Raw genomic sequence first — 25,448 nt, 5'->3', positions numbered from 1 at the left:
TTTCGACCCGCCCGTGGACGCTGCCAGTCGCACAACTGGTGTGGCACCATCATGTGACCCCCCACGAACGCCTGTTACACACCCGCAGGAGTCATACATGTCTGCAAAGAGGCTAGGCCGCCTCGCCGGCTTGGTTCTCGTCCTCGCCGCCGTTTTCGGTGGCGTGGCCGGCCTGAGCGGGCACCCGTCGGCCGTTGGTACTGGGGCCGGACAATCCGCCAACCTAGTTGTGGATTGGGACTAAAGGTTCAGCCACGCATCGACCTGGCGTTGCGAACCGCGTCGACTGACGAGGGAGTGCGATGGTCGGGCGACCGCGGGCTAGGCGGCGTTCTGCGCGATACGCCTGGCTGGTTACCAATCCTTTGGCGCTTTTCGCCGTCATCTGCACTATCGCGTTCTGGGTCCAGCAACCTCGCTGGTTCGACGATTGGCTCGGCGGCCTCGTCGCTCTCGTAGGCATCAGCGTCGCCTATATCGGCGTGGTCAACGTCGTGATCCGCCGCAGCACGATGAGCTTCTACATCACCGAAGTTCCGTTCCTGCTGGCGCTCTACTACCTGTCCCCGGTGATGGTCATCGTCGTGATGACCCTGGCCGCGCTGACCGCCCAGCTCACGCGCCGAGCCGTGCTGGTGCCGAGCAAGCTCTGGTTCAACGTCGCCAAGTCGACGGCCGGGGCGGCCGCGGCCGTGCTCGTGCTCGAGGCCATGCCGCCGATCCGGGGCGCCGGACCGGGCACCTGGGCCATCCTGTTCGCCGCGGTCGGCGTCAGCGTTCTGGTCGAGGTTCTCAGCCTGGCCGCGGTCATGGCGGTGGTCCAGGGCGGCCGCGCCGGCCAGGAGGTCATCCGCGGCTCGCTGTCGATCTGGATCGGCGCCGGCGTCAACGTCGTGCTCGGCCTGATCTTCCTGGTCGCCCTGGTCGCCACCGAGTGGTCGGCGTTGTTGCTCGCGACCCTGGTGGTCGCGCTCGTCCTCATGCTCCGCTCCTTCGCCGAGTTCTTCCGGCAGCATCGCACCCTGGCCGACGTGTACGAGCTCACCAAGGCCGTGCGTGACGAGGGCAGTGACTCCGGCCTGCCCGACGTGATGCTGGAGCGGATGCGGGCGCTGATGCGCTCGGAATACGCGACACTCTGGCTGTCGCCGCAGGGCCGCCATCCCGAGGTGCTGCTCACCGCCCGGGTGGAGAACAAGGGGCTGCTCGACCTCTCGCCCACGCCGGCCGCCATCCGGGAGAAAGCCATCGGCGAGGGGCACACCGTCGCGGTCGGCAACCAGTTCCCCGACTCCGAGCCGCTGCGCCACACCTTGCGCAACACCAAGGTGAAAGACGTCATCGTCGTGCCGCTGCGGTCGGGGCACACCCCGATCGGCAGCCTCGAGGTGGTCAACCGGCTGGGCGACTCCCGCACCTTCCGGGCCGCCGACGTGCAGGTGCTCGAGACGATCGCCGCTCACGTCGCCGTCGCCGTCGAGAACACCCGGCTGGTCGACCGGCTGCGCTACGACGCCTATCACGACCGGCTCACCGGTCTGCCCAACCGGCGGCGGATCACCGACGCGCTCGCCGAGTCGGTCAAGGTGCGGGCCGAGGACGAGGTCGTCGCCGTGCTGTTGTTCGACGTCGACGGGCAGCGCGACGTCAACGAGTCGATGGGGCACGCGGCCGGCGACAAACTGCTGGCCGAGGTGGCCGGCCGGCTGCGCGGCATCGCCGGGCCGGGCGCGCTGGTCGGGCGGATCGGCGGCGACGAGTTCGTGGTGACCCTGCGCGCCGAGAGCACCGACGCCACCGTCCAGCTCGCCACCGAGATGCGCGAGCAGCTGCGCGGCCCGATGACCGTGGGCACGCTCACCCTCGACCTCGACACCGCGGTCGGCGTGGCCGTCTACCCCGATCACGGCACCGATCCCGAGACGCTGATTCAGCGGGCCGAGCTGGCGGCCAACGCGGCCAAGGTCCTTCCGTACGGCGTGCAGCTCTTCCATCCGGCCCTGGAGTCCCGGGCCGTGCGCCGCCTCGGCATCGCCGCCGACCTGCGGGTGGCGCTCGACAGCGGCGCGATCGACGTCTACTTCCAGCCCAAGGTGACCCTCACCGACCGCCACCTGGTCGGCGTGGAGTGCCTGGCCCGGTGGCAGCACCCGGCGCAGGGCGAGGTGGCGCCGGACGACTTCGTGGCCGTGGCCGAGCACACCGGCCAGCTGTCCCGGCTCACCGAGGTGGTGCTCACCGAGGGCCTGCGGCGCTGCCGGGAGTGGGCCGACCAGGACCGGCCGCTCTCCATCGCGGTGAACCTGTCGGTGCGGACCCTGCTCGACTCCCGTTTCCCCGACCAGGTGGCCGCCCTGCTGGAGCGCTTCGCGGTGGCCCCGGCCCAGGTCACCTTCGAGATCTCCGAGCCGGGCATGCTCGGCGACATCGAGCGGGTGCTGCCGACCCTCTACCGGCTGCGCGATCTGGGCGTGCGGCTCAGCGTCGACGACTTCGGCACGGGCGCGTCGTCCTTGTCGTACCTGCGGCAGTGGCCGGTCCACGAGGTGAAGATCGACGACAGCTTCGTGCAGGGCATGGCGACCGACACCGGCGATCTGGCGATCGTGCGGGCGGTGGTGAGCCTGGCCCGCGAGTTCGGTCTCACCGTGGTCGCCGAGGGCGTCGAGAGCGAGCTCACCCTCGACCTGCTCGAGGAGATGGGCTGCGAGATCGGCCAGGGCTATCTCTTCAGCCGCCCGCTGCCGTACGAGCGTCTGGAGGCCTGGTTCAACGCTCAGACCGAGCCGGCCAGCACCCCGGCGGGCGAGGTCCGCAAGCTCCGAGCGGTCGGATAAACAAACGCTGACCTGCCCTTTCGAGGCAATGGGGGAGTCGATTTCACCCCCGATGCGGGGCCGTGTAGTCTTACTCCTGCGCAACAAGCGAGCGATCGCGCTGGTCTTGACGTGCGAATAGGCCCCCTTAGCTCAGTCGGCAGAGCGTCTCCATGGTAAGGAGAAGGTCTACGGTTCGATTCCGTAAGGGGGCTCTACCGGGTTCGTTCCCGCCGGAGGCGCTGGACTTGAGCCTGGCTCGGCGGTGTAGCTCAGATGGCAGAGCAAGCGGCTCATAATCGCTGTGTCGCCGGTTCAAGTCCGGCCACCGCTACTTGCAAGTAGAGGGATCCCGCCCGGGGTCCCACTTTGCATGTCGGCACTCTTAGCGAGTACGCTGGAGCGTCGTTAAGTTTCCCGTTAGCAGGAAGGCAATCCGTCGTGGCCAAGGCGACCGACGTCCGTCCGAAGATCACCCTGGCGTGTACGGAGTGCAAGGAGCGGAACTACATCACCCGTAAGAACCGCCGCAACGACCCGGACCGCGTCGAGCTGAAGAAGTTCTGCCCCCGGGACGGCAAGCACACCCTGCACCGCGAGACCCGCTGATCTCAGCACCTCACAGCTTCACTCTGCGCCGCTCGGTCATCGACCGAGCGGCGCAGAGTAGTTTGTGGGCCATGCCCCTCGACCAGTCTTTCCAGGGCCGTAGCTGGCCCGCCACGGAGCCTTATCTGGTCGGCCGCGAGAAGATCCGCGAGTTCGCCCGCGCGATCGGCGCCGCCGACCCTGAGTACCACGACCCCGAGGCCGCCCGCGCCCTCGGCTACGCCGACGTGGTCGCTCCGCCGACCTTCCCGGTCGCGATCACCATGGCGGCCAGCCGGCAGATCATCGAGGACCCGGAGCTCGGGCTCGACTACAGCCGCGTGGTGCACGGCGACCAGAAATTCGCGTACACCCGGCCTGTGGTGGCCGGCGACGCGCTCGTGTGCGTCAACTCGGTCGACGAGATCACCTCACGCGGGGGGCACGACTTCCTCACCACCCGCACCGAGGTGACCACCGAGTCCGGCGAGCAGGTCGTGACGGTGTGGTCCAAGCTGGTCCAGCGGGGCGGGGAGGCGTAAATGGAGCCGCAGACCTTCCGGGTGACCCGGGCTGACCTGGTGCGCTACGCGGGCGCCTCGGGCGATTTCAACCCCATCCACTGGAGCGACCGTGTCGCCACCGGCGTCGGCCTGCCCGGCGTGATCGCGCACGGCATGTTCACCATGGCCCTCGTCGGCCGCGCGGTGACCGCCTGGGCCGGCGCGCCCGACGCGGTCGTCGAGTTCAGCGTGCGCTTCTCACGCCCCGTCCCGGTGCCCGACACCGACGAGGGCACCGAGGTGGTCGTCACCGCCACGGTGAAGGACAGCACCGACGACGGCCTCACCAAGCTCGCCCTGACCGCCACCTGCCAGGGCGAAAAGGTCCTGTCGCTCGCTCAGGCGATCATCCGCAAACGTTAGTTCCTGTTTCGTGGCTGGGGCGGGAGCGAGGCGGGTCCAGGTTTCGGCTGGTGGTGGCCTGTGGATGCCCGGCTACCGGTGTTGTAACCGGGCATCCACAGGACGCCGCCAGACGGGAGCTGGGCCCCTCCGCAGCCCTGTCCCAGCCACGAAACAGGGACTAGGCGAGCCCGGGTTGGGCAAGCGCCCTGTGAACCCGTACACTGGTGCGCCGTGGGGCAGTGACCCCCCGAACCAGCCTGCCCCAAGCAGGCAGATTCGGGGATTCAGCCGCCTCGCACAGGGGTGTAGCTCAATTGGCAGAGCAGCGGTCTCCAAAACCGCAGGCTGCAGGTTCAAGTCCTGTCACCCCTGCGCAAGCCCTCGAGACGTGCCCGCCCGGTGCGCGGTCCGCACGACGCCGCGCCGGACGCAGCGTGGCGGGGACCCATCACCACCGATGACGGAAGTAGGGCGCCATGGCCGAGAGGAACCGACCCGGTGACGCCGGCGACCCGGCCGACGACGAGGTGTTTGACGACGCTGTCGAGGACGATAAAGACGTCCCGGGCGACGACGACGCCGAGCCGGTAGGCCGCGGCGGCACGGCTCTCGCCGAGCGGACCCCGAAGTCGAAGAAGGAAGCCCGCCAGGCCGGCTTCTTCGGCCGTATCGGTGGTTTCTTCCGTGAGGTCGTCAGCGAGCTGCGTAAGGTCATCTGGCCCACGCGCAAGGAACTGCTGACCTACACCACGATCGTCATCGTGTTCGTGGCCGTGATGACCACGATCGTCGGCCTTCTGGACCTCGGCCTGGGCAAGGCCGTCCTCTGGGCGTTCGGCGGCTGATCGCCGCCGGGCCCGGCCCGACGGCCGGCAGGGGCCTGAGCGCCCGCATGAAGACCATGACTTACCTGGAAGTGAGCGAGCGTGCCTGAGTACGACGAGGAGACCGCGGAGTCCGTCGACGAGCAGTCGTCGGTGGCGACGGCGGACGACGACGAGTCGGTCGAGGCCGCCCAGCCGGAAACCGCCCAGACCGAAACCGCCCAGACGGAAACTGCGGAGCCCGAGGCCGCCGAGCCGGAGGCCGCGGCCGCCACGGAGCCCGACGAGGACTACGACCCGGTCCAGGAGCTGCGGCAGAAGCTGCGGTACGCCCCCGGTGACTGGTACGTGGTGCACTCGTACGCGGGTTACGAGAACAAGGTCAAGACCAACCTCGAGACCCGCATCACGAGCCTCGACATGGAGGACTTCATCTTCCAGGTCGAGGTTCCGACCCGCGAAGAGGTCGAGGTCAAGGGCGGCAAGCGCGTCCAGGTCAACAACAAGGTCTTCCCGGGCTACATCCTGGTCCGCATGGACCTCAGCCCCGAGTCGTACTCGTGCGTGCGCAACACGCCCGGTGTGACCGGCTTCGTGGGCGCGACCGACCGGGTCGACCGGCCGGCCCCGCTCTCGCTCGACGAGGTGCTGAAGTGGCTCGCCCCTGCCGTCGAGCAGGAGGAGAAGAAGGCCAAGCCCGAGATCAAGGTCCTCGACTTCGAGGTGGGCGACTCGGTCACGGTCACCGACGGCGCGTTCGCGTCGCTGCCGGCCTCGATCTCGGAAATCAACGCCGACCAGCAGAAGTTGAAGGTTCTGGTCTCCATCTTCGGCCGTGAGACGCCGGTGGAGCTGAACTTCAACCAGGTCACCAAGATCTGACAAGTACGTCAGTGGGAGGGCCGCGGCTAGAAGCGGCCCGCCATCTACCACAGGAGTAAGAACATGCAGCGCAGCAAGGGCTACCGCAAGGCGGCCGAGTCGATCGACGCCAACAAGCTCTACGAGCCCGCCGACGCCATCAAGCTGGCCAAGGACGCGAGCCCGACCAAGTTCGACGCGACCGTCGAGGTCGCGATGCGACTGGGCGTCGACCCGCGTAAGGCCGACCAGATGGTCCGCGGCACCGTCAACCTGCCGCACGGCACCGGCAAGACCGCTCGGGTGATCGTCTTCGCCCAGGGCGCGAAGGCCGAGGAGGCCGTCGCGGCCGGCGCCGACGAGGTCGGCACCGACGAGCTCGTCGCCCGCATCCAGGGTGGCTGGCTCGACTTCGACGCCGCCATCGCCACCCCGGACCAGATGGCCAAGATCGGCCGTATCGCCCGGATCCTCGGCCCGCGTGGCCTCATGCCCAACCCGAAGACGGGCACGGTCACCGTGGACGTGACCAAGGCCGTCAACGAGATCAAGGGCGGCAAGATCACCTTCCGGGTGGACAAGCACTCGAACCTGCACCTGATCATCGGCAAGGCCTCGTTCTCCGAGGACCAGCTGGTGGACAACTACGCCGCGGTGCTCGACGAGATCCTGCGGGCCAAGCCGTCCGCGGCCAAGGGCAAGTACCTCAAGAAGGTCGTCGTCACCACGACGATGGGCCCGGGCGTGCAGATCGACCCGAACGTCGTGAAGAACTTCAAGGCCGGCGCCGAGGCCTGATCGGCACAGGTCACCAGGAACGCCCCCGGGGTACACCCCGGGGGCGTTTTCTGTGGGAGGCTTCGGCTCGTGCGTTTCGACGGGGTGTGGTTCCGCTACGGGCGCCGCCTGCCCTGGGCCCTGCGCGAGATCGACGCCACTGTCGAGCCCGGTCAGACCGTCGTCGTGCTGGGCCGCAACGGCGCCGGCAAGTCGACGCTGCTCCAGCTGGCGGCCGGAGTCCTGCGCCCGGCGCGGGGCGTGGTCCACGACCGTCCGCCGGTCGTCGGCTGGGTGCCCGAGCGTTTCCCGGCCGATCAGCCCTTCACCGCGGGGCAATACCTGAGCCGCATGGCCCGGCTGCGCGGCGTGCCCGACAGCGCGGCCGGCGAGTGGATCGAGCGCCTGCTGCTCGCCGAACACGCCGGCACCCGCCTCGGCGATCTCTCCAAGGGGACCGCGCAGAAGGTCGGCGTCGCCCAGGCCCTGCTGGCCCGTCCCGGCCTGCTGGTTCTCGACGAGCCGTGGGAGGGCCTCGACGCCGCCGCCCGCACGCTGATCCCCGAGATCGTCGCCGAGGTCACCGCGGCCGGCGGCATCGTCCTGGTCAGCGACCACCGCAACGAGATCGCCGGTCTGCCGGGCGCCATCCACTGGACGGTCACCGAGTCGGTCCTGCGCCTCGAGACACCCGCCGCGCGGTCTGACGAGGTCATCATCGAGGTCGCCGTCCGCCGAGCGGACGCCGACCAGGCGGTGGTCCAGCTGCGTGCCGAGGGTCACCGCGTCTTAGGTGTACGAGACCTCGCCGCGTCCCAACCGCACAGCGGCCCCTCCGGGCCGGACGCGTCATCCGATCCGCCCACCAGCGGCGGGGCGCCGGGCGCACCCTCCCACGCCGACGGCGAAGCTGCTGGCGCACCGGCCAAGGGTGCGGGCCTATGACGGCGCTGCTTCGTATGCGGCTTGCTGCTTTCGCTCGCGGTGGGCGTGCCCTGGCGCCACTCATCACCGTGCTGGTGGTGCTCGGGGTGATCTACGGCGGGGGAGCGTCGCCGGCCTCCGTCGCCTACGGCTATTCGGCCGCCGCGCTGTTCCCCGTGCTGGCCTGGCAGTCCAAGCTCGTCCTGGACACCGAGCCCGACGTGCAGCGCCGCCTCGCCCGCACCGCCGTCGGCGCCCGGCGCGAGGCGATCGCCGGGCTGCTGGCGGCCGCGCTGCTCGCGCTGGCCGTCTGCGCCGCGGCCATGGCCGCCCCCTGGCTCTTCGGCGGCATCGAGACCGGGGAGGGCGCTCTGACCGGTTCGATGCTCGGCGTCCTGGCCCACCTGCTCGCGATTGTGCCCGCGGTGGCCGTGGGCGGGCTGGCCAGCCGGGCCGTGACCGGCGGCGTCCGCAACGGCGTGGCCGTGCTCGTCGTCGCCGCCGTCCTCGTGGTCGTGCTCGGGCTCCAGGGCTCGATCGCCCCGTGGATCGTCCCGCCGGTCATGGCGACCGCCCGGGCGCTGAACGACGCCGACCCACCGCCCGCGTCGACCCTCCTGGTGATCACCGGCTGGGCCGCCCTGTGGTGTGCGGCCGCGCTCGGCGGATACGGCTGGCTCCGCCGATCGAAGGCGTGAGGCCGCCGATTTGGCGGTGGCCGTATCACCCCGTACAGTTGCTTCTCGAAGTTCCACCCAAAGACCGCTGGTCGCCGCAACCACCGTCGCGAGACGGAGGTCGCGGTCGAAGGCCCCGCTGAGTGCGGGCGGCCCGCGCAGGGGAGAACGGTTCGTGACCGGGTGTTCCATGTGCCCGCTCCGCCCCGTGCGCCCTGCGCCGGGGCGTTTCTCATTCCGGCCCCTCCTTCGTTCCGGCCAGTGGCTCGAGCATTGAGAGAGGAGGGACATGGCGGACAAGCCGGTCCGGGCCGACAAGGCCAGCGCCGTTTCCGAGCTCACGGACGACTTCCGTAACTCGTCGGCCACCGTGCTGACCGAGTACCGCGGTCTCACGGTCAAGCAGCTCACGGAGCTGCGCCGTTCGCTGGGCAAGGACACCAAGTACTCGGTGTCCAAGAACACCCTGGCGAAGCGCGCGGCTACCGACGCGGGCATCGAGGGCCTCGACAACCTGTTTGCCGGTCCTACCGCGCTCGCCTTCATCAGCGGCGACCCGGTCGAGGCGGCCAAGGGCCTTCGTGCCTTCGCCAAGGCCAACCCCGTCCTGAAGATCAAGGGCGGTGTGTTCGAGGGCAAGGCGATCAGTGCTGACGACGTCAACAAGATCGCTGACCTCGAGTCGCGTGAGGTTCTGCTGGCCAAGCTGGCCGGCGCCATGAAGGGCAACCTGTCCAAGGCGGCCGGCCTCTTCCAGGCCCCGCTGTCGCAGGTGGCGCGCCTCGCGGCCGCTCTTCAGGAGAAGCGCGAGAAGGACGGTTCCGCGGAGGCCTGAGCCACCGCGCACCAGCAAGACTTTTTGATCAGTACCTAGGAAAGGTTGCCAGACATGGCGAAGCTCAGCACCGACGAGCTGCTTGACGCGTTCAAGGAAATGACGCTGATCGAGCTCTCCGAGTTCGTGAAGCAGTTCGAGGAGACCTTCGAGGTCACCGCCGCCGCTCCGGTCGCCGTCGCGGCCGCCGGCGCTGCCGCTGCCCCGGCCGAGGCCGAGGCCGAGAAGGACTCGTTCGACGTCGTCCTCGAGGGTGACGGTGGCAAGAAGATCCAGGTCATCAAGGTCGTGCGTGAGCTGACCGGCCTGGGCCTCAAGGAGGCCAAGGACGCCGTCGAGTCCGCCCCCAAGGCGATCCTCGAGGGTGTCAACAAGGAGAAGGCCGACGCCGCCAAGGCGAAGCTCGAGGCCGAGGGCGCCAAGGTCACCCTCAAGTGATCTGACGCTCCACAGTTTCACCTCGCGACGGCGAGGGCCCTGCTCAGGGGCCCTCGCCGTTCGTGCTTTCGGGCCCGACCCGCTCGGAGGCCCTTGACTGTGTGTCCGCTGACAGGCACGCTGATGGCAGCAAGTTTCCGCGCTTGCGACAGCCACGCCGTGGGTAATCCGGGTCTAGCCGGTCCTGCGGCCGGCACCCGAGGAAAGACCGCCGCGTCGAGCGGCCCCGCGTTAAGGCCCTGACCCATTGAGGCGCAGGTCAGAGGCAGCGAGGGCCACGCTCCGCAGGTTTCCTCCGGTGTGGGCTGGACAGCGGTTAGCCGAGCGGCTACACTGCTAGTTTGCGCTGCCTTCTGCCTTGAGCCCTGCCAGAATAACTTTCTGGGGGGCTCGTCAGAGTGCACGCAGACAGTTGCATACCGCAGCTGCAGCCGCATCAGCAGCACCGGTCCTCGGAAGGACGCATCTTGGCAGCTTCCCGCCCTGCGAAGACCAGCCGTACGTCGAGCGCTTACGCACCCCGCCGTGTCTCTTTCGGCAGGATCACCGAGCAACTAGAGGTCCCCAACCTCCTCGCCCTCCAGACGGAGTCCTTCGACTGGCTGGTCGGGAACGAGGCTTGGCAGGCCCGGTCGACGGACGACCCGCACGCCCAGTCGGGCCTCGCAGAGATCCTCGAAGAGATCAGTCCCATTGAGGACTTCTCCGGCACAATGTCGCTGTCCTTCTCGTCTCCCCGATTCGACGAGGTCAAGGCCTCGATCGAGGAGTGCAAGGAGAAGGATCTGACTTACTGCGCGCCACTGTTCGTGACCGCGGAGTTCACCAACAACACCACTGGCGAGATCAAGAGCCAGACCGTGTTCATGGGTGACTTCCCGATGATGACCCCCAAGGGGACGTTCGTCATCAACGGCACGGAGCGCGTCGTGGTGAGCCAGCTCGTCCGCTCGCCGGGCGTGTACTTCACCAAGGAGCCGGACAAGACCTCCGACCGCGACCTCTCCAGCGTCAAGGTCATCCCCAGCCGGGGCGCCTGGCTGGAGTTCGACATCGACAAGCGCGACACCGTCGGTGTCCGGATCGACCGCAAGCGCCGGCAGGCCGTCACGGTCCTGCTCAAGGCGATCGGCTGGTCGGCCGACCAGATCCGTGAGCGGTTCGGGTGGTCCGAGCTTCTCATGACCACCCTCGAGAAGGACCACATCGCCGGGCAGGACGAGGCCCTGCTCGACATCTACCGCAAGCTCCGCCCTGGCGAGCCCCCGACCAGGGAGAACGCGCAGACCCTGCTCGACAACCTCTTCTTCAACCCGAAGAGGTACGACGTCGCCAAGGTCGGCCGTTACAAGTTCAACAAGAAGCTCGAGCTCGACCTGCCGATCGACCGCGGGACGCTGACCGAGGAAGACATCGTCAAGACCGTCGAGTACCTCGCCCGGCTGCACGCCGGTGAGGAGGGCTACGAGGCCGACGACATCGACCACTTCGGCAACCGGCGTCTGCGCACGGTCGGCGAGCTCATCCAGAACCAGGTCCGCGTGGGCCTGTCCCGGATGGAGCGCGTCGTCCGCGAGCGCATGACGACCCAGGACGTCGAGGCGATCACGCCGCAGACCCTGATCAACATCCGTCCCGTGGTGGCGGCGATCAAGGAGTTCTTCGGTACGTCGCAGCTGTCGCAGTTCATGGACCAGACCAACCCGCTCGCGGGTCTGACCCACCGTCGCCGCCTGTCGGCGCTCGGCCCGGGTGGTCTGTCGCGTGAGCGTGCCGGCTTCGAGGTCCGTGACGTGCACCCCTCGCACTACGGCCGCATGTGCCCGATCGAGACGCCCGAGGGACCGAACATCGGTCTGATCGGCGCGCTCTCGACGTTCGCGCGGGTCAACCCGTTCGGCTTCATCGAGACGCCGTACCGCAAGGTGGAAGAGGGCGTCGTCACCGACGAGGTCCACTACCTCACGGCCGACGAGGAAGACCGGTACATCAAGGCGCAGGCGAACGCCACGCTGCGCAGCGACGGCACCTTCGCCGACGACCGCGTCCTGGTCCGCCGGAAGGGCGGTGAGGTCGACTACGTGCCCGGCACGCAGGTCGACTACATGGACGTGTCGCCGCGGCAGATGACCTCGGTCGCGACCGCGATGATCCCGTTCCTCGAGCACGACGACGCCAACCGTGCCCTCATGGGCGCGAACATGCAGCGTCAGGCGGTGCCGCTGGTCAAGGCCGAGGCCCCGCTGGTCGGTACGGGCATGGAGTACCGCGCCGCGGTCGACGCCGGTGACGTTGTCGTCGCCGAGGTCGGTGGCGTGGTCGAGGACCTGTGCGCCGACTACGTGACGGTCCACCAGGACGACGGCCACCGCCGTACGTACCTGCTGCACAAGTTCCGCCGCTCGAACGCCGGCTCCTGCGTCAACCAGAAGCCGGTCGTCTTCGAGGGTGACCGGGTCGAGGCCGGCCAGGTCATCGCTGACGGCCCGTGCACCGACGAGGGTGAGATGGCCCTGGGCCGCAACCTCCTCGTCGCGTTCATGTGCTGGGAGGGCCACAACTACGAGGACGCGATCATCCTGTCGCAGCGCCTCGTGCAGCAGGACGTCCTCACCTCGATCCACATCGAGGAGCACGAGGTCGACGCCCGTGACACCAAGCTCGGCCCGGAAGAGATCACCCGCGACATCCCGAACGTCAGCGAGGAAATGCTCGCCGACCTCGACGAGCGCGGCATCATCCGGATCGGCGCCGAGGTCGTCCCCGGCGACATCCTGGTCGGCAAGGTCACGCCCAAGGGCGAGACCGAGCTGACCCCCGAGGAGCGCCTGCTCCGCGCGATCTTCGGTGAGAAGGCCCGGGAGGTCCGGGACACCTCGCTGAAGGTGCCGCACGGCGAGACCGGCACGGTCATCGGCGTCCGCACGTTCTCGCGTGAGGACGGCGACGAGCTTCCTCCGGGCGTCAACGAGCTGGTCCGCGTGTACGTGGCCCAGAAGCGCAAGATCCAGGACGGTGACAAGCTCGCCGGCCGCCACGGCAACAAGGGCGTCATCTCCAAGATCCTCCCGGTCGAGGACATGCCGTTCCTCGAGGACGGCACCCCCGTCGACATCGTGCTCAACCCGCTCGGTGTGCCCTCGCGTATGAACATCGGCCAGGTTCTGGAGACCCACCTCGGGTGGATCGCCAAGACCGGCTGGGAGGTCGAGGGCGACGACACCGAGTGGAAGCGCCAGCTGCGCGCGATCGAGGCGCACGAGTCCCCCAAGGACTCGAACGTCGCGACCCCCGTCTTCGACGGTGCGCAGGAGGAGGAGATCAAGGGTCTTCTCGAGTCGACGCTGGTCAACCGCGACGGTAAGCGGCTGGTCAACGGTGACGGCAAGGCGCAGCTGTTCGACGGCCGCTCCGGCGAGCCGCTGCCGGACCCGATCTCGGTCGGGTACGTGTACATCCTGAAGCTGAACCACCTGGTCGACGACAAGATCCACGCTCGGTCGACCGGCCCGTACTCGATGATCACGCAGCAGCCGCTGGGTGGTAAGGCGCAGTTCGGTGGACAGCGGTTCGGCGAGATGGAGTGCTGGGCGATGCAGGCCTACGGCGCCGCTTACGCGCTGCAGGAGCTGCTCACCATCAAGTCCGACGACGTGCTCGGCCGCGTGAAGGTCTACGAGGCCATCGTCAAGGGCGAGAACATCCCGGAGCCGGGAATCCCGGAGTCGTTCAAGGTGCTGCTCAAGGAGCTGCAGTCGCTGTGCCTGAATGTTGAGGTGCTCTCCAGCGACGGCGTGGCTCTCGAGATGCGCGAGACCGACGACGAGGTCTTCCGGGCCGCGGAGGAACTCGGTATCGACCTGTCCCGGCGCCCGAACGAGGGCGTCAGCAGCGTCGAAGAGATCTGACGGAAGCGTCCCCCGGCCCTTTCACAGGGCCGGGGGACGCCACCGCCGGCCTGGAATCCATTCGAGCAAGAAATACGAGGGATAGACCAAGTGCTCGACGTCAACTTCTTCGACGAGTTGCGCATCGGCCTGGCCACCGCTGACGACATCCGGCAGTGGTCGCACGGCGAGGTCAAGAAGCCCGAGACGATCAACTACCGCACGCTCAAGCCCGAGAAGGACGGACTCTTCTGCGAGAAGATCTTCGGTCCTCAGCGGGACTGGGAGTGCTACTGCGGAAAGTACAAGCGGGTCCGGTTCAAGGGCATCATCTGTGAGCGCTGCGGCGTCGAGGTGACCCGGTCCAAGGTCCGCCGTGAGCGCATGGGTCACATCGAGCTGGCCGCTTCGGTCACGCACATCTGGTACTTCAAGGGTGTGCCGAGCCGGCTGGGCTACCTGCTCGACCTGGCTCCGAAGGACCTCGAGAAGATCATTTACTTCGCCTCGTACGTGATCACGAGCGTTGACGCCGAGTCGCGTCACCGCGACATGTCCACGATCGAGAACGAGATCTTCGCCGAGAAGCGCCAGTCGGAGAACGGCCGCGACTCCGAGATCGAGAAGCGGGCCGCCAAGCTGGAGCAGGACCTCGCCGAGCTCGAGGCCGAGGGCGCCAAGGCTGACGTGCGCCGCAAGGTCAAGGAGGCCGGCGAGCGCGAGATGCGCCAGATCCGTGACAAGGCGCAGCGCGAGATCGACCGGCTCGACGAGGTGCTCGACACCTTCCGCAAGCTCGACTCCAAGCAGCTGGTCACCGACGAGCTGCTCTACCGCGAGCTGCGGGACCGCTTCGGTGAGTACTTCACCGGTGGCATGGGCGCCGAGGCGATCAAGGCGCTGCTCGAGAACATGGACCTGGACGCCGAGGCCGAGAACCTGCGGGAGATCATCCGCACGGGCAAGGGCCAGCGGAAGATCCGTGCGCTCAAGCGCCTCAAGGTCGTCGCCGCGTTCCTGAACACCACCAACAAGCCGCTCGGCATGGTGCTGGACTGCGTCCCGGTCATCCCGCCGGACCTCCGCCCGATGGTGCAGCTCGACGGTGGCCGCTTCGCGACCTCCGACCTGAACGACCTGTACCGCCGGGTCATCAACCGGAACAACCGGTTGAAGCGCCTGATCGACCTGGGTGCGCCCGAGATCATCGTGAACAACGAGAAGCGGATGCTGCAGGAGGCCGTCGACGCGCTGTTCGACAACGGCCGCCGCGGCCGGCCGGTCACCGGCCCGGGTAACCGCCCGCTGAAGTCGCTGTCCGACATGCTCAAGGGCAAGCAGGGTCGTTTCCGCCAGAACCTGCTGGGCAAGCGCGTCGACTACTCCGGCCGTTCGGTCATCGTCGTCGGCCCGCGGCTCAAGCTGCACCAGTGCGGTCTGCCCAAGCAGATGGCCCTGGAGCTGTTCAAGCCGTTCGTGATGAAGCGCCTGGTCGACCTGAACCACGCGCAGAACATCAAGTCGGCCAAGCGGATGGTCGAGCGTCAGCGCCCGGTCGTGTGGGACGTCCTCGAAGAGGTCATCAGCGAGCACCCGGTGCTGCTGAACCGCGCGCCGACCCTGCACCGCCTCGGCATCCAGGCCTTCGAGCCGCAGCTGGTCGAGGGCAAGGCCATCCAGATCCACCCGCTCGTGTGTACGGCGTTCAACGCCGACTTCGACGGCGACCAGATGGCGGTGCACGTGCCGCTGTCGGCCGAGGCGCAGGCCGAGGCCCGGATCCTGATGCTCTCGTCGAACAACATCCTCAAGCCGGCCGACGGCAAGCCGGTCACCATGCCTACCCAGGACATGGTCATCGGGCTGTACTACCTGACCCACCTCACGCCCGGAGCCAAGGGCGAGGGCCGGGTGTTCAGCTCGGACGCCGAGGCGCGGATGGCCTTCGACAACGGTGAGCTGCACCTGCAGGCGCCGATCAAGATCCGTATGCACGAGGTCATCGGTGTCGACAACGGCGCCAAGGGCGCCAAGTGGGAGGCGCCGGAGGACTGGACCGAGGGCGAGCCGCTCCTGGTCGAGACCACCCTGGGCCGCGTCATCTTCAACGAGACGCTGCCCCCGGGCTACCGCTTCGTGAACTACGAGATCCGCAAGGGTCAGCTGTCGGCGATCGTCAACGACCTCGCCGAGCGCTTCCCCAAGGTCGCGCTGGCCGCGACCCTGGACGCGCTCAAGGAGGCCGGCTTCCACTGGGCCACCTGGTCCGGTGTGACGATCGGCATGGGCGACGTCATCGGCCCCCCGCGCAAGCCGGAGATCCTGCAGCGCTACCAGGTCGAGGCCGACCGCATCGACAAGCAGTACCAGCGTGGTCTCATGACCGCCGAGGAGCGTCGCGGCGAGCTCATCGAGATCTGGACGAAGGCGACGAACGAGATCTCCAAGGAGATGGAGAACTCGCTCCCGCAGGAGAACCCGCTCTGGGTCATGATCAACTCGGGCGCCCGCGGTAACCTGCTGCAGCTTCGGCAGATCGCCGCGATCCGTGGCCTGGTGGCCAACCCCAAGGGCGAGATCATCCCGCGGCCGATCACCTCGTCGTACCGTGAGGGCCTGACCGTGCTGGAGTACTTCATCTCCACGCACGGTGCTCGTAAGGGTCTGGCCGACACCGCGCTGCGTACCGCCGACTCGGGTTACCTGACCCGTCGTCTGGTGGACGTCTCGCAGGACGTCATCATCCGCGAGGAGGACTGCGGCACCGACCGCGCGATCCCGATGCAGGTGGGCGAGCGCGAGGCGGACGGCACCCTGGTCGTGCACGTGCACGCCGAGACCGGTGTGCACGCCCGGACGCTGGCCGACGACATCGACGACGCCCAGGGCAACCGGGTGGTGTCGCGTGGCGACGACCTGAACTCGATCCTGGTCGACAAGCTCGTCGCCGCCGGCGTCGAGAACGTCCGGGTGCGTTCGGTGCTGACCTGTGAGTCGAAGCTCGGCGTGTGCGCGGCCTGCTACGGCCGTTCGCTGCCGACCGGCAAGTCGGTCGACATCGGCGAGGCCGTCGGCATCATCGCGGCCCAGTCCATCGGTGAGCCCGGCACGCAGCTGACGATGCGTACCTTCCACACCGGTGGTGTCGCGGGTGAGGACATCACCCAGGGTCTTCCGCGTGTGCAGGAGATCTTCGAGGCCCGCGTTCCCAAGGGCAAGGCGCCCATCGCCGACACCCCGGGACGCATCCGCATCGAGGACGGCGAGCGCTCGCGCAAGATCATCGTGGTGCCGGACGACGGCAGCGAGGAGATCGTTTACGACAAGATCTCCAAGCGCGTCAAGCTCCGGGCCCACGACGGCGACCACGTCGGCGTCGGCGAGAAGCTCACCGAGGGCACCATCGACCCGCACGAGCTTCTGCGGATCATGGGCCCGCGGGCGGTCCAGGTCCACCTGACCAGTGAGGTCCAGGAGGTCTACCGCTCGCAGGGTGTGCTCATCCACGACAAGCACATCGAGATCATCATCCGCCAGATGCTCAAGCGGGTGACGGTCATCGACTCGGGTGCCGCGGAGTTCCTCCCCGGCGTCCTGGTCGACCGGGCGCTCTTCGAGTCGGAGAACCGCCGGATCGTGGGCGAGGGTGGCGAGCCCGCCGCCGGTCGCCCGGTGCTGATGGGTATCACCAAGGCCTCGCTGGCCACCGACTCCTGGCTCTCGGCCGCCTCCTTCCAGGAGACGACCCGGGTGCTGACCGACGCGGCGATCAACTCGCGTAGCGACTCGCTCGTCGGCCTCAAGGAGAACGTGATCATCGGTAAGCTCATCCCGGCCGGTACGGGCATCAGCAAGTACCGCAACATCCGGGTCGAGCCGACCGAGGAGGCCAAGGCCAAGGTGTACTCGATGACCGGGTACCCCGAGACCGACTACGGCTTCGGGCCGGCCAGCGGGCAGGCTGTGCCGCTGGACGACTTCGACTTCGGGTCCTACCGCTAAGTCTCATCGCTCCGAAGGGCGGCCGCGCACTGCGCGGCCGCCCTTCGGGCTTTCTACTATGGGTGGGTGACGCTTCCCGCCCTCACCCGCCACCCGATGGATCCTGACCCGGCGCCGTCGTCGAAGGCGCGGGCGGTCTTCGCTCTGGGCCTGGTGGGCTTCCTGACCGGCCCGTTCGTGGGCGGGGTGATCCCGGCCACCCTGGCCCTGGTGCTGGCGCGGCAGGCCGCGCGGCAGGCGTACGACGCCGGGGGCTATCTGACCGGCTCGGCCTGGATCCGCCGCGGGCGCCGGTTGGCCTGGGCCGGGCTCGTGCTGGCCCTCACGTCGCTGGTGATCGCCGCCATCGCCGGCCTGCTGCACCTGGCCGGCTCGCCCGCGGGCCCCGACTTCGCCCCGGGTACCGACTGACCCCGTTCGGGTGACATGCTCATGTCATGACGCAGCCGCCGGCGGCCATGCCCTATCCGCCTCCGCCTCCGCCGCCCAACGGGCGCTGGCGGCCGGAACGGGTCGACCCCCTGCCGGGCACCGAGTTCGGCCTGGTCCAGCTGCGTGTCGAGCCGATCACGTCCGGCCTGGCCATCGGCTCGCTGGTCGCCGGCATCGGCTCGATCCTGGTCTCCACGCTGGTCCTCTGCTTCGGCATCGCCGGCGCCTCGGGCGGCTGGGGTGGCTGGGTCGGCGGGGCCTTCACGGTCCTCAGCGTGCTCGCGGGGGCCGGCGCGATCATCGTCGGCGTGGTGGCCCGGCGGCAGATCCGCCGTTCCGGACAGGTCGGGCAGGTCCGCTTCACCGGCGCCGGGCTTGGTATGGCGGGGATCATCTGCGGATCGGCCGGCGCGGGAATTGCCCTGCTGTCACTGGCGTTGACCCTGGTGTTGCAGTTGTCATCCTGAGTGACTCGTGCGCTTCTCCGACCGCGGATCCGGCACCGCGACGCCGGTTCGTTTAAGCACCCGGTACACTTGTATCGGAGGTATCCGTCACGAGGACTGGGCAAAGGAGCTGGGTGCTCATTTTGACCTGGATGCTTGGGGTGGGTACTCTTTCCCCTCGTGCCCTGGCTTGCCAGGGCAACTCGTGCGTGCGCCCGAGTCGGTAGGACTACGACGGGGTCGACATGCGCCGAGCGCGGTGGCCCGAAAGGGCGCCGACACAGACAAGACCCGATGCGCGTTGACAGACGCGTGGCGGGACCGTGAGCCGGACGACACGCCCGACCGCGGGTGCCGGAAGCCCCCCGGGCATGGGGAGCCTTCGGCACACAGAGGCATATCTAAGACGGTGCGGTCGCGGTGAAAGGCGGCCGAAGGGAGCGGAGAGAACCCGGTGCCCACGATCCAGCAGCTGGTCCGAAAGGGCCGCCAGGCGAAGACGAGCAAGACCAAGACGCCGGCGCTGAAGGGAAGTCCCCAGCGGCGCGGCGTGTGCACGCGCGTGTACACCACCACCCCCAAGAAGCCGAACTCTGCGCTGCGCAAGGTCGCTCGTGTGAAGCTCAGCAGCCAGATCGAGGTGACGGCGTACATCCCGGGCGTCGGCCACAACCTGCAGGAGCACTCGATCGTGCTCGTGCGCGGCGGTCGTGTGAAGGACCTCCCGGGCGTCCGCTACAAGATCGTCCGTGGTTCGCTGGACACCCAGGGTGTCCGCAACCGCAAGCAGGCCCGCAGCCGTTACGGCGCGAAGAAGGAGAAGAGCTGACATGCCGCGTAAGGGCCCCGCTCCGCGCCACCCAGTGGTCGCGGACCCGGTTTACAACTCGCCGCTGGTCACCCAGCTGGTGAACAAGATCCTGGTCGGCGGCAAGCGTCAGCTCGCTGAGCGCATCGTGTACGGCGCCCTCGAGGGTGCCCGCGAGAAGAGCGGCACCGACCCCGTGGTGATCCTCAAGCGCGCCATGGACAACGTCAAGCCGACCCTCGAGGTCCGCAGCCGCCGCGTCGGTGGCGCGACCTACCAGGTCCCGGTCGAGGTCCGCACCCCGCGTCAGACCACGCTCGGCCTTCGCTGGCTCGTCCAGTACTCGAAGGCGCGCCGTGAGAAGACCATGATCGAGCGTCTCCAGAACGAGCTGCTCGACGCCAGCAACGGCCTCGGTGCCGCCGTCAAGCGGCGCGAGGACACCCACAAGATGGCGGAGTCCAACAAGGCCTTCGCGCACTACCGCTGGTAAGACCCCGCTGCCGGCCCGGTGACAACCGGGCCGGGAGGCAAGTCGGACCGGTTCACGAGACGACGACGAAGAAAAGTAGGGATTGAAGTGGCCGCCGCAGACGCGCTCGCCAACGTACGCAACATCGGCATCATGGCGCACATCGATGCCGGTAAGACCACGACTACTGAGCGAATCCTGTTCTACACCGGCATCACGTACAAGATCGGTGAGGTCCACGAGGGCGCCGCCGTCATGGACTGGATGGAGCAGGAGCAGGAGCGCGGTATCACGATCACTTCCGCCGCCACCAAGTGCGAGTGGAAGGGCCACACGATCCAGATCATCGACACGCCCGGCCACGTCGACTTCACGGTCGAGGTGGAGCGGTCGCTGCGTGTGCTGGACGGCGCGGTGGCGGTCTACGACGGCGTCGCCGGCGTGGAGCCGCAGACCGAGAACGTGTGGCGGCAGGCGGACAAGTACCACGTCCCCCGGATGTGCTTCGTCAACAAGCTCGACCGGACCGGCGCGGACTTCTTCCGCTGCGTGCAGATGATGATCGACCGGCTCAACGCGACGCCGCTCGTCCTGCAGATCCCGATCGGCCTCGAGGGCGACCACATCGGCGTCGTCGACCTGATCGGCATGCGCGCGCTCACCTGGCGTGGTGAGACCCAGAAGGGTGAGGACTACGCGGTCGAGGAGATCCCGGCCGACCTGGTCGACTCCGCGAACGAGTGGCGCGAGAAGCTCATCGAGACCCTGGCCGACGTCGACGACGCGGTCATGGAGAAGTACCTCGAGGGCGAGTCGCTGACCGAGGACGAGATCAAGGCCGCCATCCGGCGCGCCACGATCGCCAGCAAGGCCAACCCGGTGCTGTGCGGCTCGGCGTTCAAGAACAAGGGCGTTCAGCCCATGCTCGACGCCGTGATCGACTTCCTGCCGTCGCCGCTGGACATCCCGGCCATCGAGGGCACCGCGACCGACGGCGAGACGCCGCTGCAGCGCAAGCCGTCGAACTCGGAGCCGTTCTCGGCCCTGGCGTTCAAGATCCAGACGGACAAGCACCTCGGCAAGCTCACCTACGTGCGGGTCTACTCCGGCACGCTCGAGTCCGGTTCTCAGGTGGTCAACTCCACCAAGGACCGCAAGGAGCGGATCGGCAAGATCTACCAGATGCACGCGAACAAGCGTGAGGAGCGCGCCACCGCGCAGGCCGGCGACATCATCGCCGTCCAGGGTCTCAAGCAGACCACCACCGGTGACACGCTCAGCGACCCGGCCAACCCGGTCATCCTGGAGTCGATGACCTTCCCGGAGCCGGTCATCCAGGTCGCCATCGAGCCGAAGACCAAGTCCGACCAGGAGAAGCTGGGCACCGCGATCCAGCGCCTCGCCGAGGAGGACCCGACGTTCCGGGTCTTCAACGACGAGGAGACCGGCCAGACGATCATCGCCGGCATGGGCGAGCTCCACCTGGACATCCTGGTGGACCGCATGCGCCGCGAGTTCAACGTCGAGGCCAACATCGGCAAGCCGCAGGTGGCCTACCGTGAGACGATCCGCGGCACCGTGGAGAAGTACACGTACGTCCACAAGAAGCAGACCGGTGGCTCGGGCCAGTACGCGAAGGTCGTCGTCAACGTCGAGCCGCTGTCGCTCGAGGCCGACGGCCCCACGTACGAGTTCGTGAACGCGGTGACCGGTGGCCGCATCCCCAAGGAGTTCATCCCCTCGGTGGACGCGGGCGCGCAGGACTCCCTGCAGTACGGCGTTCTCGCCGGCTACCCGCTGGTCGGCGTGAAGTTCACGCTGGTCGACGGTCAGTACCACGAGGTCGACTCGTCCGAGATGGCGTTCAAGATCGCCGGCTCGATGGCGATGAAGGAGGTCGCCCGCAAGGCCGACCCCGCGCTGCTCGAGCCGATGATGTCCGTGGAGGTCACGACCCCCGAGGACAACATGGGCGACGTGATCGGCGACCTCAACTCGCGGCGTGGCATCATCCAGTCGATGGAGGAGCGTTCCGGCGCCCGCGTCGTCAAGGCTCTGGTCCCGCTCTCCGAGATGTTCGGCTACGTCGGCGACCTCCGGTCGAAGACCGCCGGCCGGGCTAGCTACAGCATGCAGTTCGACTCCTACGCCGAGGTCCCGCAGGGCGTCGCGAAGGAGATCATCGCCAAGGCTACGGGCGCCTGAGTCCGCAACTGAAGCGTTGAGGCGCGTGCGGGCCGTCGAGGTCCGCACGCGCGCGAGCAGTCGACAGAGTCCCCATCGCCTTATCGGGCGTGCCGGGCGAAAGTAAAACCACAGTCCACAGGAGGACACCAGTGGCGAAGGCGAAGTTCGAGCGGACTAAGCCGCACGTCAACATCGGCACCATTGGTCACATCGACCACGGTAAGACGACGCTGACTGCGGCCATCACGAAGGTCCTGCACGACCAGTACCCGGACCTGAACCCGTACACCCCGTTCGACGAGATCGACAAGGCGCCTGAAGAGAAGGCCCGTGGTATCACGATCTCGATCGCGCACGTCGAGTACCAGACCGCGGCGCGTCACTACGCGCACGTGGACTGCCCCGGCCACGCCGACTACATCAAGAACATGATCACCGGTGCCGCGCAGATGGACGGCGCGATCCTGGTGGTCGCCGCGACCGACGGCCCGATGCCGCAGACCAAGGAGCACGTGCTCCTGGCCCGCCAGGTCGGCGTTCCGTACATCGTCGTCGCCCTGAACAAGAGCGACATGGTGGACGACGAGGAGCTCCTCGAGCTCGTCGAGCTCGAGGTCCGCGAGCTGCTCAGCACCTACGAGTTCCCGGGCGACGACCTGCCGGTCGTGCGCGTCTCGGCGCTCAAGGCGCTCGAGGGCGACGCTCAGTGGACCGAGCGCCTCATGGAGCTGATGAACGCGGTCGACACCGCGATCCCGCAGCCCGAGCGTGACACCGACAAGCCGTTCCTCATGCCCATCGAGGACGTCTTCACGATCACCGGTCGTGGCACCGTGGTCACGGGTCGCGCCGAGCGCGGCATCCTCAAGCCGAACGAGGAGGTCGAGATCGTCGGCATCCGCGAGAAGTCGACGAAGACCGTCTGCACCGGCATCGAGATGTTCCGCAAGCTGCTCGACGAGGCCCGCGCGGGCGAGAACGTCGGTCTGCTGCTCCGCGGCATCAAGCGCGAGGACGTCGAGCGCGGCATGGTCGTTGTGAAGCCGGGCACCTCTACTCCTCACACGGAGTTCGAGGGCCAGGTCTACATCCTCTCGAAGGAGGAGGGCGGCCGTCACACGCCGTTCTTCCAGAACTACCGCCCGCAGTTCTACTTCCGCACCACGGACGTCACCGGCGTCGTCACGCTGCCCGAGGGCACCGAGATGGTCATGCCGGGCGACTCCACCAGCATGTCGGTCAAGCTGATCCAGCCGATCGCCATGGAGCAGGGCCTGAAGTTCGCGATCCGTGAGGGTGGCCGCACCGTCGGCGCCGGCACGGTCACGAAGATCAACGTCTGACGATCGGGTACCCCGATTAGCATTGCCGGCTCGTTTCCGGCATACTAGTCAGGTTGCGTCCGAGCGGGGTGGGTAGCTGCCTTGGTGGCTGCCCACCCTCGCCGGGTGTCTGGGGTGTGTTTCAACCGCCCGCTGGACACCTCAAGATCCCCGTGATCTGGATGAATGCTGTGCGCAGATTTCTGAGTGCAGGCGCGACACGCCCGACCGCGGGGGTCGGACAACGCAGGATCGACGGTCCTGCGGGCTGCGAGAGCCACCCGCTTTCGCACGTAGCGGCATCGAGAGAAGGAAACAGAAGCCACCATGGCGGGACAGAAGATCCGCATCCGGCTCAAGGCCTACGACCACGAGGTAGTCGACTCCTCGGCTCGGAAGATCGTCGAGACGGTTACGCGTACCGGTGCGTCGGTTGCCGGCCCGGTGCCGCTGCCCACGGAGATCAACCGTTTCTGCGTCATCCGCTCGCCGCACAAGTACAAGGACTCGCGCGAGCACTTCGAGATGCGCACGCACAAGCGGCTGATCGACATCATCGACCCGACTCCGAAGACGGTCGACTCGCTCATGCGCCTCGACCTGCCGGCTGGCGTCGACATCGAGATCAAGCTGTAGGGATCTGCGACTAATGGACAGGGAAGTTAAGGGGATCCTGGGCGCCAAGCTCGGCATGACCCAGGTCTGGGACAACAACAAGGTTGTCCCGGTGACCGTGGTCCAGGCCGGCCCTTGTGTCGTGACCCAGGTTCGTACCGATGAGAAGGACGGCTACACCGCCGTCCAGCTGGCGTACGGCGCGATCGACCCGCGCAAGGTGAACAAGCCCGAGGGCGGTCACTTCGCGAAGGCCGGTGTGTCGCCGCGGCGGCACGTCGTCGAGCTGCGCACCAGCGACGCCGGCGCCTACGAGCTCGGCCAAGAGGTCACCGTCGAGACGTTCCCGGTCGGCACGCCGATCGACGTCACCGGCAAGACCAAGGGCAAGGGCTACGCCGGTGTCATGAAGCGGCACGGCTTCCACGGCCTCAAGGCCAGCCACGGTGTCGAGCGCAAGCACCGCTCGCCCGGCTCGATCGGCGCCTGCGCGACCCCGGGTCGCGTCTTCAAGGGTGTCCGGATGGCCGGTCGCATGGGTAGCCAGCGCTTCACCGTGCAGAACCTGACCGTGCAGGCGGTGGACACCGAGAACAACCTGATCCTGGTCAAGGGCGCGGTGCCCGGCCCCAAGGGCGCGTTGATCCTGGTCCGCACCGCGGCGAAGAAGGGCGGTGCCAAGTGAGCTCGGTTGACGTGATCAACGCCGAGGGCAACAAGGCCGGCTCGGTCGAGCTGCCGGAGTCGGTGTTCGACGTGCAGGCCAACATCCCGCTGATGCACCAGGTCGTGGTGGCCCAGCTCGCGGCCGCCCGCCAGGGCACGCACAAGGCGAAGTCCCGCGGCGAGGTCGCCGGCGGTGGCAAGAAGCCGTACAAGCAGAAGGGCACCGGTCGCGCCCGTCAGGGCTCGATCCGCGCGCCGCAGTTCACCGGCGGTGGCGTCGTGCACGGTCCCGTGCCGCGCGACTACAGCCAGCGGACCCCCAAGAAGATGAAGGCCGCCGCTCTGCGTGGCGCCCTGTCCGACCGGGCCCGTGACGGCCGGGTGCACGTGGTCGAGTCCTTCGTCAGCGGCGAGACGCCGTCGACCAAGGCCGCCATCGCCACCCTGCGCAAGGTCGCCGAGTCCACCAAGGTTCTGGTCGTGCTCAGCAGCACCGACGAGCTCAACTGGCTCTCGCTGCGCAACGAGGTCACGGTTCACCTGCTCGAGGCCGGACAGCTCAACACGTACGACGTGCTGGTCGCCGACGAGGTTGTGTTCACCAAGGACGCGCTCGACGAGTTCCTGGGCACCCCGGCGACGGCCGAGGAGGGTAACAAGTGAGCACGATCGCTGACCCGCGCGACATCATCGTCCGCCCGGTGGTCTCTGAGAAGAGCTACAGCGTCCTCGACCAGAACTGGTACACGTTCGAGGTCGCTCCGGACGCCAACAAGACCGCGATCAAGATCGCGATCCAGCAGATCTTCAACGTCCGCGTTCTCTCGGTGAACACCGCGAACCGCGAGGGCAAGCGCAAGCGCACCCGGACCGGCTTCGGACAGCGCAAGGCGACCAAGCGCGCGATGGTCAAGCTGGCTGACGGCGACCGTATCGAGGCCTTCGGCGGCCCGGTCAGCTAAG

At 67.9% G+C, this 25,448-nt stretch carries 23 protein-coding genes and 3 tRNA genes; all 26 read left to right on the top strand.

The features are described 5' to 3' along the window. The first annotated feature begins 302 nt into the window (after positions 1 to 302). Positions 303 to 2,837 (top strand): putative bifunctional diguanylate cyclase/phosphodiesterase, encoded by a 2,535-nt coding sequence (locus tag ACFY36_RS24725; protein ID WP_499748303.1) that lies wholly within the window; start codon positions 303 to 305, stop codon positions 2,835 to 2,837. Positions 2,838 to 2,958: 121 nt separating this feature from the next. Next, a tRNA-Thr gene (locus ACFY36_RS24720) sits at positions 2,959 to 3,031 on the top strand. A 46-nt stretch (positions 3,032 to 3,077) separates the two neighbouring features. Further along, positions 3,078 to 3,150, top strand: a tRNA-Met gene (locus ACFY36_RS24715). A gap of 107 nt (positions 3,151 to 3,257) precedes the next feature. Next, positions 3,258 to 3,425 carry a 50S ribosomal protein L33 gene (gene rpmG / locus ACFY36_RS24710; protein ID WP_184953737.1) on the top strand — a complete coding sequence of 56 codons (168 nt, stop codon included), beginning with the start codon at positions 3,258 to 3,260 and terminating at the stop codon, positions 3,423 to 3,425. Between the two features lie 71 nt (positions 3,426 to 3,496). After that, positions 3,497 to 3,946: an FAS1-like dehydratase domain-containing protein gene (locus ACFY36_RS24705; protein WP_499748302.1), complete on the top strand. Its 450-nt coding sequence runs from the start codon at positions 3,497 to 3,499 to the stop codon at positions 3,944 to 3,946. Then, positions 3,947 to 4,330: a MaoC family dehydratase gene (locus ACFY36_RS24700; RefSeq protein WP_499748301.1), complete on the top strand. Its 384-nt coding sequence runs from the start codon at positions 3,947 to 3,949 to the stop codon at positions 4,328 to 4,330. A 281-nt stretch (positions 4,331 to 4,611) separates the two neighbouring features. Further along, positions 4,612 to 4,684: transfer RNA gene (locus ACFY36_RS24695), tRNA-Trp, on the top strand. Positions 4,685 to 4,788: 104 nt separating this feature from the next. Then, a complete protein-coding gene (gene secE, locus ACFY36_RS24690; RefSeq protein ID WP_499748300.1) occupies positions 4,789 to 5,157 on the top strand; it encodes a preprotein translocase subunit SecE in 369 nt (122 codons plus the stop codon). An 81-nt stretch (positions 5,158 to 5,238) separates the two neighbouring features. Beyond that, positions 5,239 to 6,018 carry a transcription termination/antitermination protein NusG gene (gene nusG / locus ACFY36_RS24685; RefSeq protein ID WP_499748299.1) on the top strand — a complete coding sequence of 260 codons (780 nt, stop codon included), beginning with the start codon at positions 5,239 to 5,241 and terminating at the stop codon, positions 6,016 to 6,018. A gap of 63 nt (positions 6,019 to 6,081) precedes the next feature. Continuing rightward, positions 6,082 to 6,795 (top strand): 50S ribosomal protein L1, encoded by a 714-nt coding sequence (gene rplA, locus ACFY36_RS24680; protein WP_499748298.1) that lies wholly within the window; start codon positions 6,082 to 6,084, stop codon positions 6,793 to 6,795. 69 nt (positions 6,796 to 6,864) lie between these two features. Next, the gene (locus ACFY36_RS24675) at positions 6,865 to 7,719 is read left to right on the top strand and encodes an ATP-binding cassette domain-containing protein (RefSeq protein ID WP_499748297.1); all 855 of its coding nucleotides are present in this window, start codon (positions 6,865 to 6,867) and stop codon (positions 7,717 to 7,719) included. Beyond that, complete coding sequence (locus tag ACFY36_RS24670) at positions 7,716 to 8,396, top strand: hypothetical protein (protein ID WP_499748296.1); 681 nt, start codon at positions 7,716 to 7,718, stop codon at positions 8,394 to 8,396. Before ACFY36_RS24675 ends, ACFY36_RS24670 begins: the two co-directional genes overlap by 4 nt. Before the next feature lie 268 nt (positions 8,397 to 8,664). Continuing rightward, positions 8,665 to 9,210 (top strand): 50S ribosomal protein L10, encoded by a 546-nt coding sequence (gene rplJ / locus ACFY36_RS24665; protein WP_360245606.1) that lies wholly within the window; start codon positions 8,665 to 8,667, stop codon positions 9,208 to 9,210. A gap of 54 nt (positions 9,211 to 9,264) precedes the next feature. Then, positions 9,265 to 9,648, top strand: a complete 384-nt coding sequence (gene rplL, locus ACFY36_RS24660; RefSeq protein ID WP_499748295.1) for a 50S ribosomal protein L7/L12 — start codon at positions 9,265 to 9,267, stop codon at positions 9,646 to 9,648. A 467-nt stretch (positions 9,649 to 10,115) separates the two neighbouring features. Next, positions 10,116 to 13,556 (top strand): DNA-directed RNA polymerase subunit beta, encoded by a 3,441-nt coding sequence (rpoB, locus tag ACFY36_RS24655; RefSeq protein WP_097322784.1) that lies wholly within the window; start codon positions 10,116 to 10,118, stop codon positions 13,554 to 13,556. A 90-nt stretch (positions 13,557 to 13,646) separates the two neighbouring features. Beyond that, entirely contained in the window at positions 13,647 to 17,537 is a 3,891-nt protein-coding gene (locus ACFY36_RS24650; protein WP_499748294.1) for a DNA-directed RNA polymerase subunit beta', read from the top strand. Positions 17,538 to 17,633: 96 nt separating this feature from the next. Next, positions 17,634 to 17,948: a hypothetical protein gene (locus ACFY36_RS24645; protein WP_499748783.1), complete on the top strand. Its 315-nt coding sequence runs from the start codon at positions 17,634 to 17,636 to the stop codon at positions 17,946 to 17,948. Between the two features lie 26 nt (positions 17,949 to 17,974). Next, positions 17,975 to 18,436: a hypothetical protein gene (locus ACFY36_RS24640; protein ID WP_499748293.1), complete on the top strand. Its 462-nt coding sequence runs from the start codon at positions 17,975 to 17,977 to the stop codon at positions 18,434 to 18,436. Between the two features lie 433 nt (positions 18,437 to 18,869). Further along, a complete protein-coding gene (rpsL, locus tag ACFY36_RS24635; RefSeq protein WP_014440718.1) occupies positions 18,870 to 19,244 on the top strand; it encodes a 30S ribosomal protein S12 in 375 nt (124 codons plus the stop codon). A gap of 1 nt (position 19,245) precedes the next feature. Then, positions 19,246 to 19,716, top strand: coding sequence for a 30S ribosomal protein S7 (rpsG, locus tag ACFY36_RS24630; RefSeq protein ID WP_097322781.1), 471 nt, complete (start codon positions 19,246 to 19,248; stop codon positions 19,714 to 19,716). A gap of 87 nt (positions 19,717 to 19,803) precedes the next feature. Further along, complete coding sequence (gene fusA, locus ACFY36_RS24625; RefSeq protein WP_499748292.1) at positions 19,804 to 21,900, top strand: elongation factor G; 2,097 nt, start codon at positions 19,804 to 19,806, stop codon at positions 21,898 to 21,900. Positions 21,901 to 22,031: 131 nt separating this feature from the next. Next, the gene (gene tuf, locus ACFY36_RS24620; protein ID WP_499748291.1) at positions 22,032 to 23,225 is read left to right on the top strand and encodes an elongation factor Tu; all 1,194 of its coding nucleotides are present in this window, start codon (positions 22,032 to 22,034) and stop codon (positions 23,223 to 23,225) included. Positions 23,226 to 23,531: 306 nt separating this feature from the next. Further along, positions 23,532 to 23,840: a 30S ribosomal protein S10 gene (gene rpsJ, locus ACFY36_RS24615; RefSeq protein ID WP_097322778.1), complete on the top strand. Its 309-nt coding sequence runs from the start codon at positions 23,532 to 23,534 to the stop codon at positions 23,838 to 23,840. Positions 23,841 to 23,853: 13 nt separating this feature from the next. Next, on the top strand, positions 23,854 to 24,504 hold the full coding sequence (rplC, locus tag ACFY36_RS24610; protein ID WP_499748290.1) for a 50S ribosomal protein L3: 651 nt from the start codon (positions 23,854 to 23,856) through the stop codon (positions 24,502 to 24,504). Beyond that, positions 24,501 to 25,148: a 50S ribosomal protein L4 gene (gene rplD, locus ACFY36_RS24605; protein WP_499748289.1), complete on the top strand. Its 648-nt coding sequence runs from the start codon at positions 24,501 to 24,503 to the stop codon at positions 25,146 to 25,148. Before rplC ends, rplD begins: the two co-directional genes overlap by 4 nt. Then, on the top strand, positions 25,145 to 25,447 hold the full coding sequence (gene rplW, locus ACFY36_RS24600; RefSeq protein ID WP_499748288.1) for a 50S ribosomal protein L23: 303 nt from the start codon (positions 25,145 to 25,147) through the stop codon (positions 25,445 to 25,447). Before rplD ends, rplW begins: the two co-directional genes overlap by 4 nt. Position 25,448: the final 1 nt, after the last annotated feature.

This window comes from Actinoplanes sp. NPDC000266 (assembly GCF_042899005.1).
Lineage (GTDB): Bacteria > Actinomycetota > Actinomycetes > Mycobacteriales > Micromonosporaceae > Actinoplanes.
The sequence above is the reverse complement of the archived record's forward strand: the minus strand, read 5'-3'. Positions and strand labels throughout refer to the sequence as shown.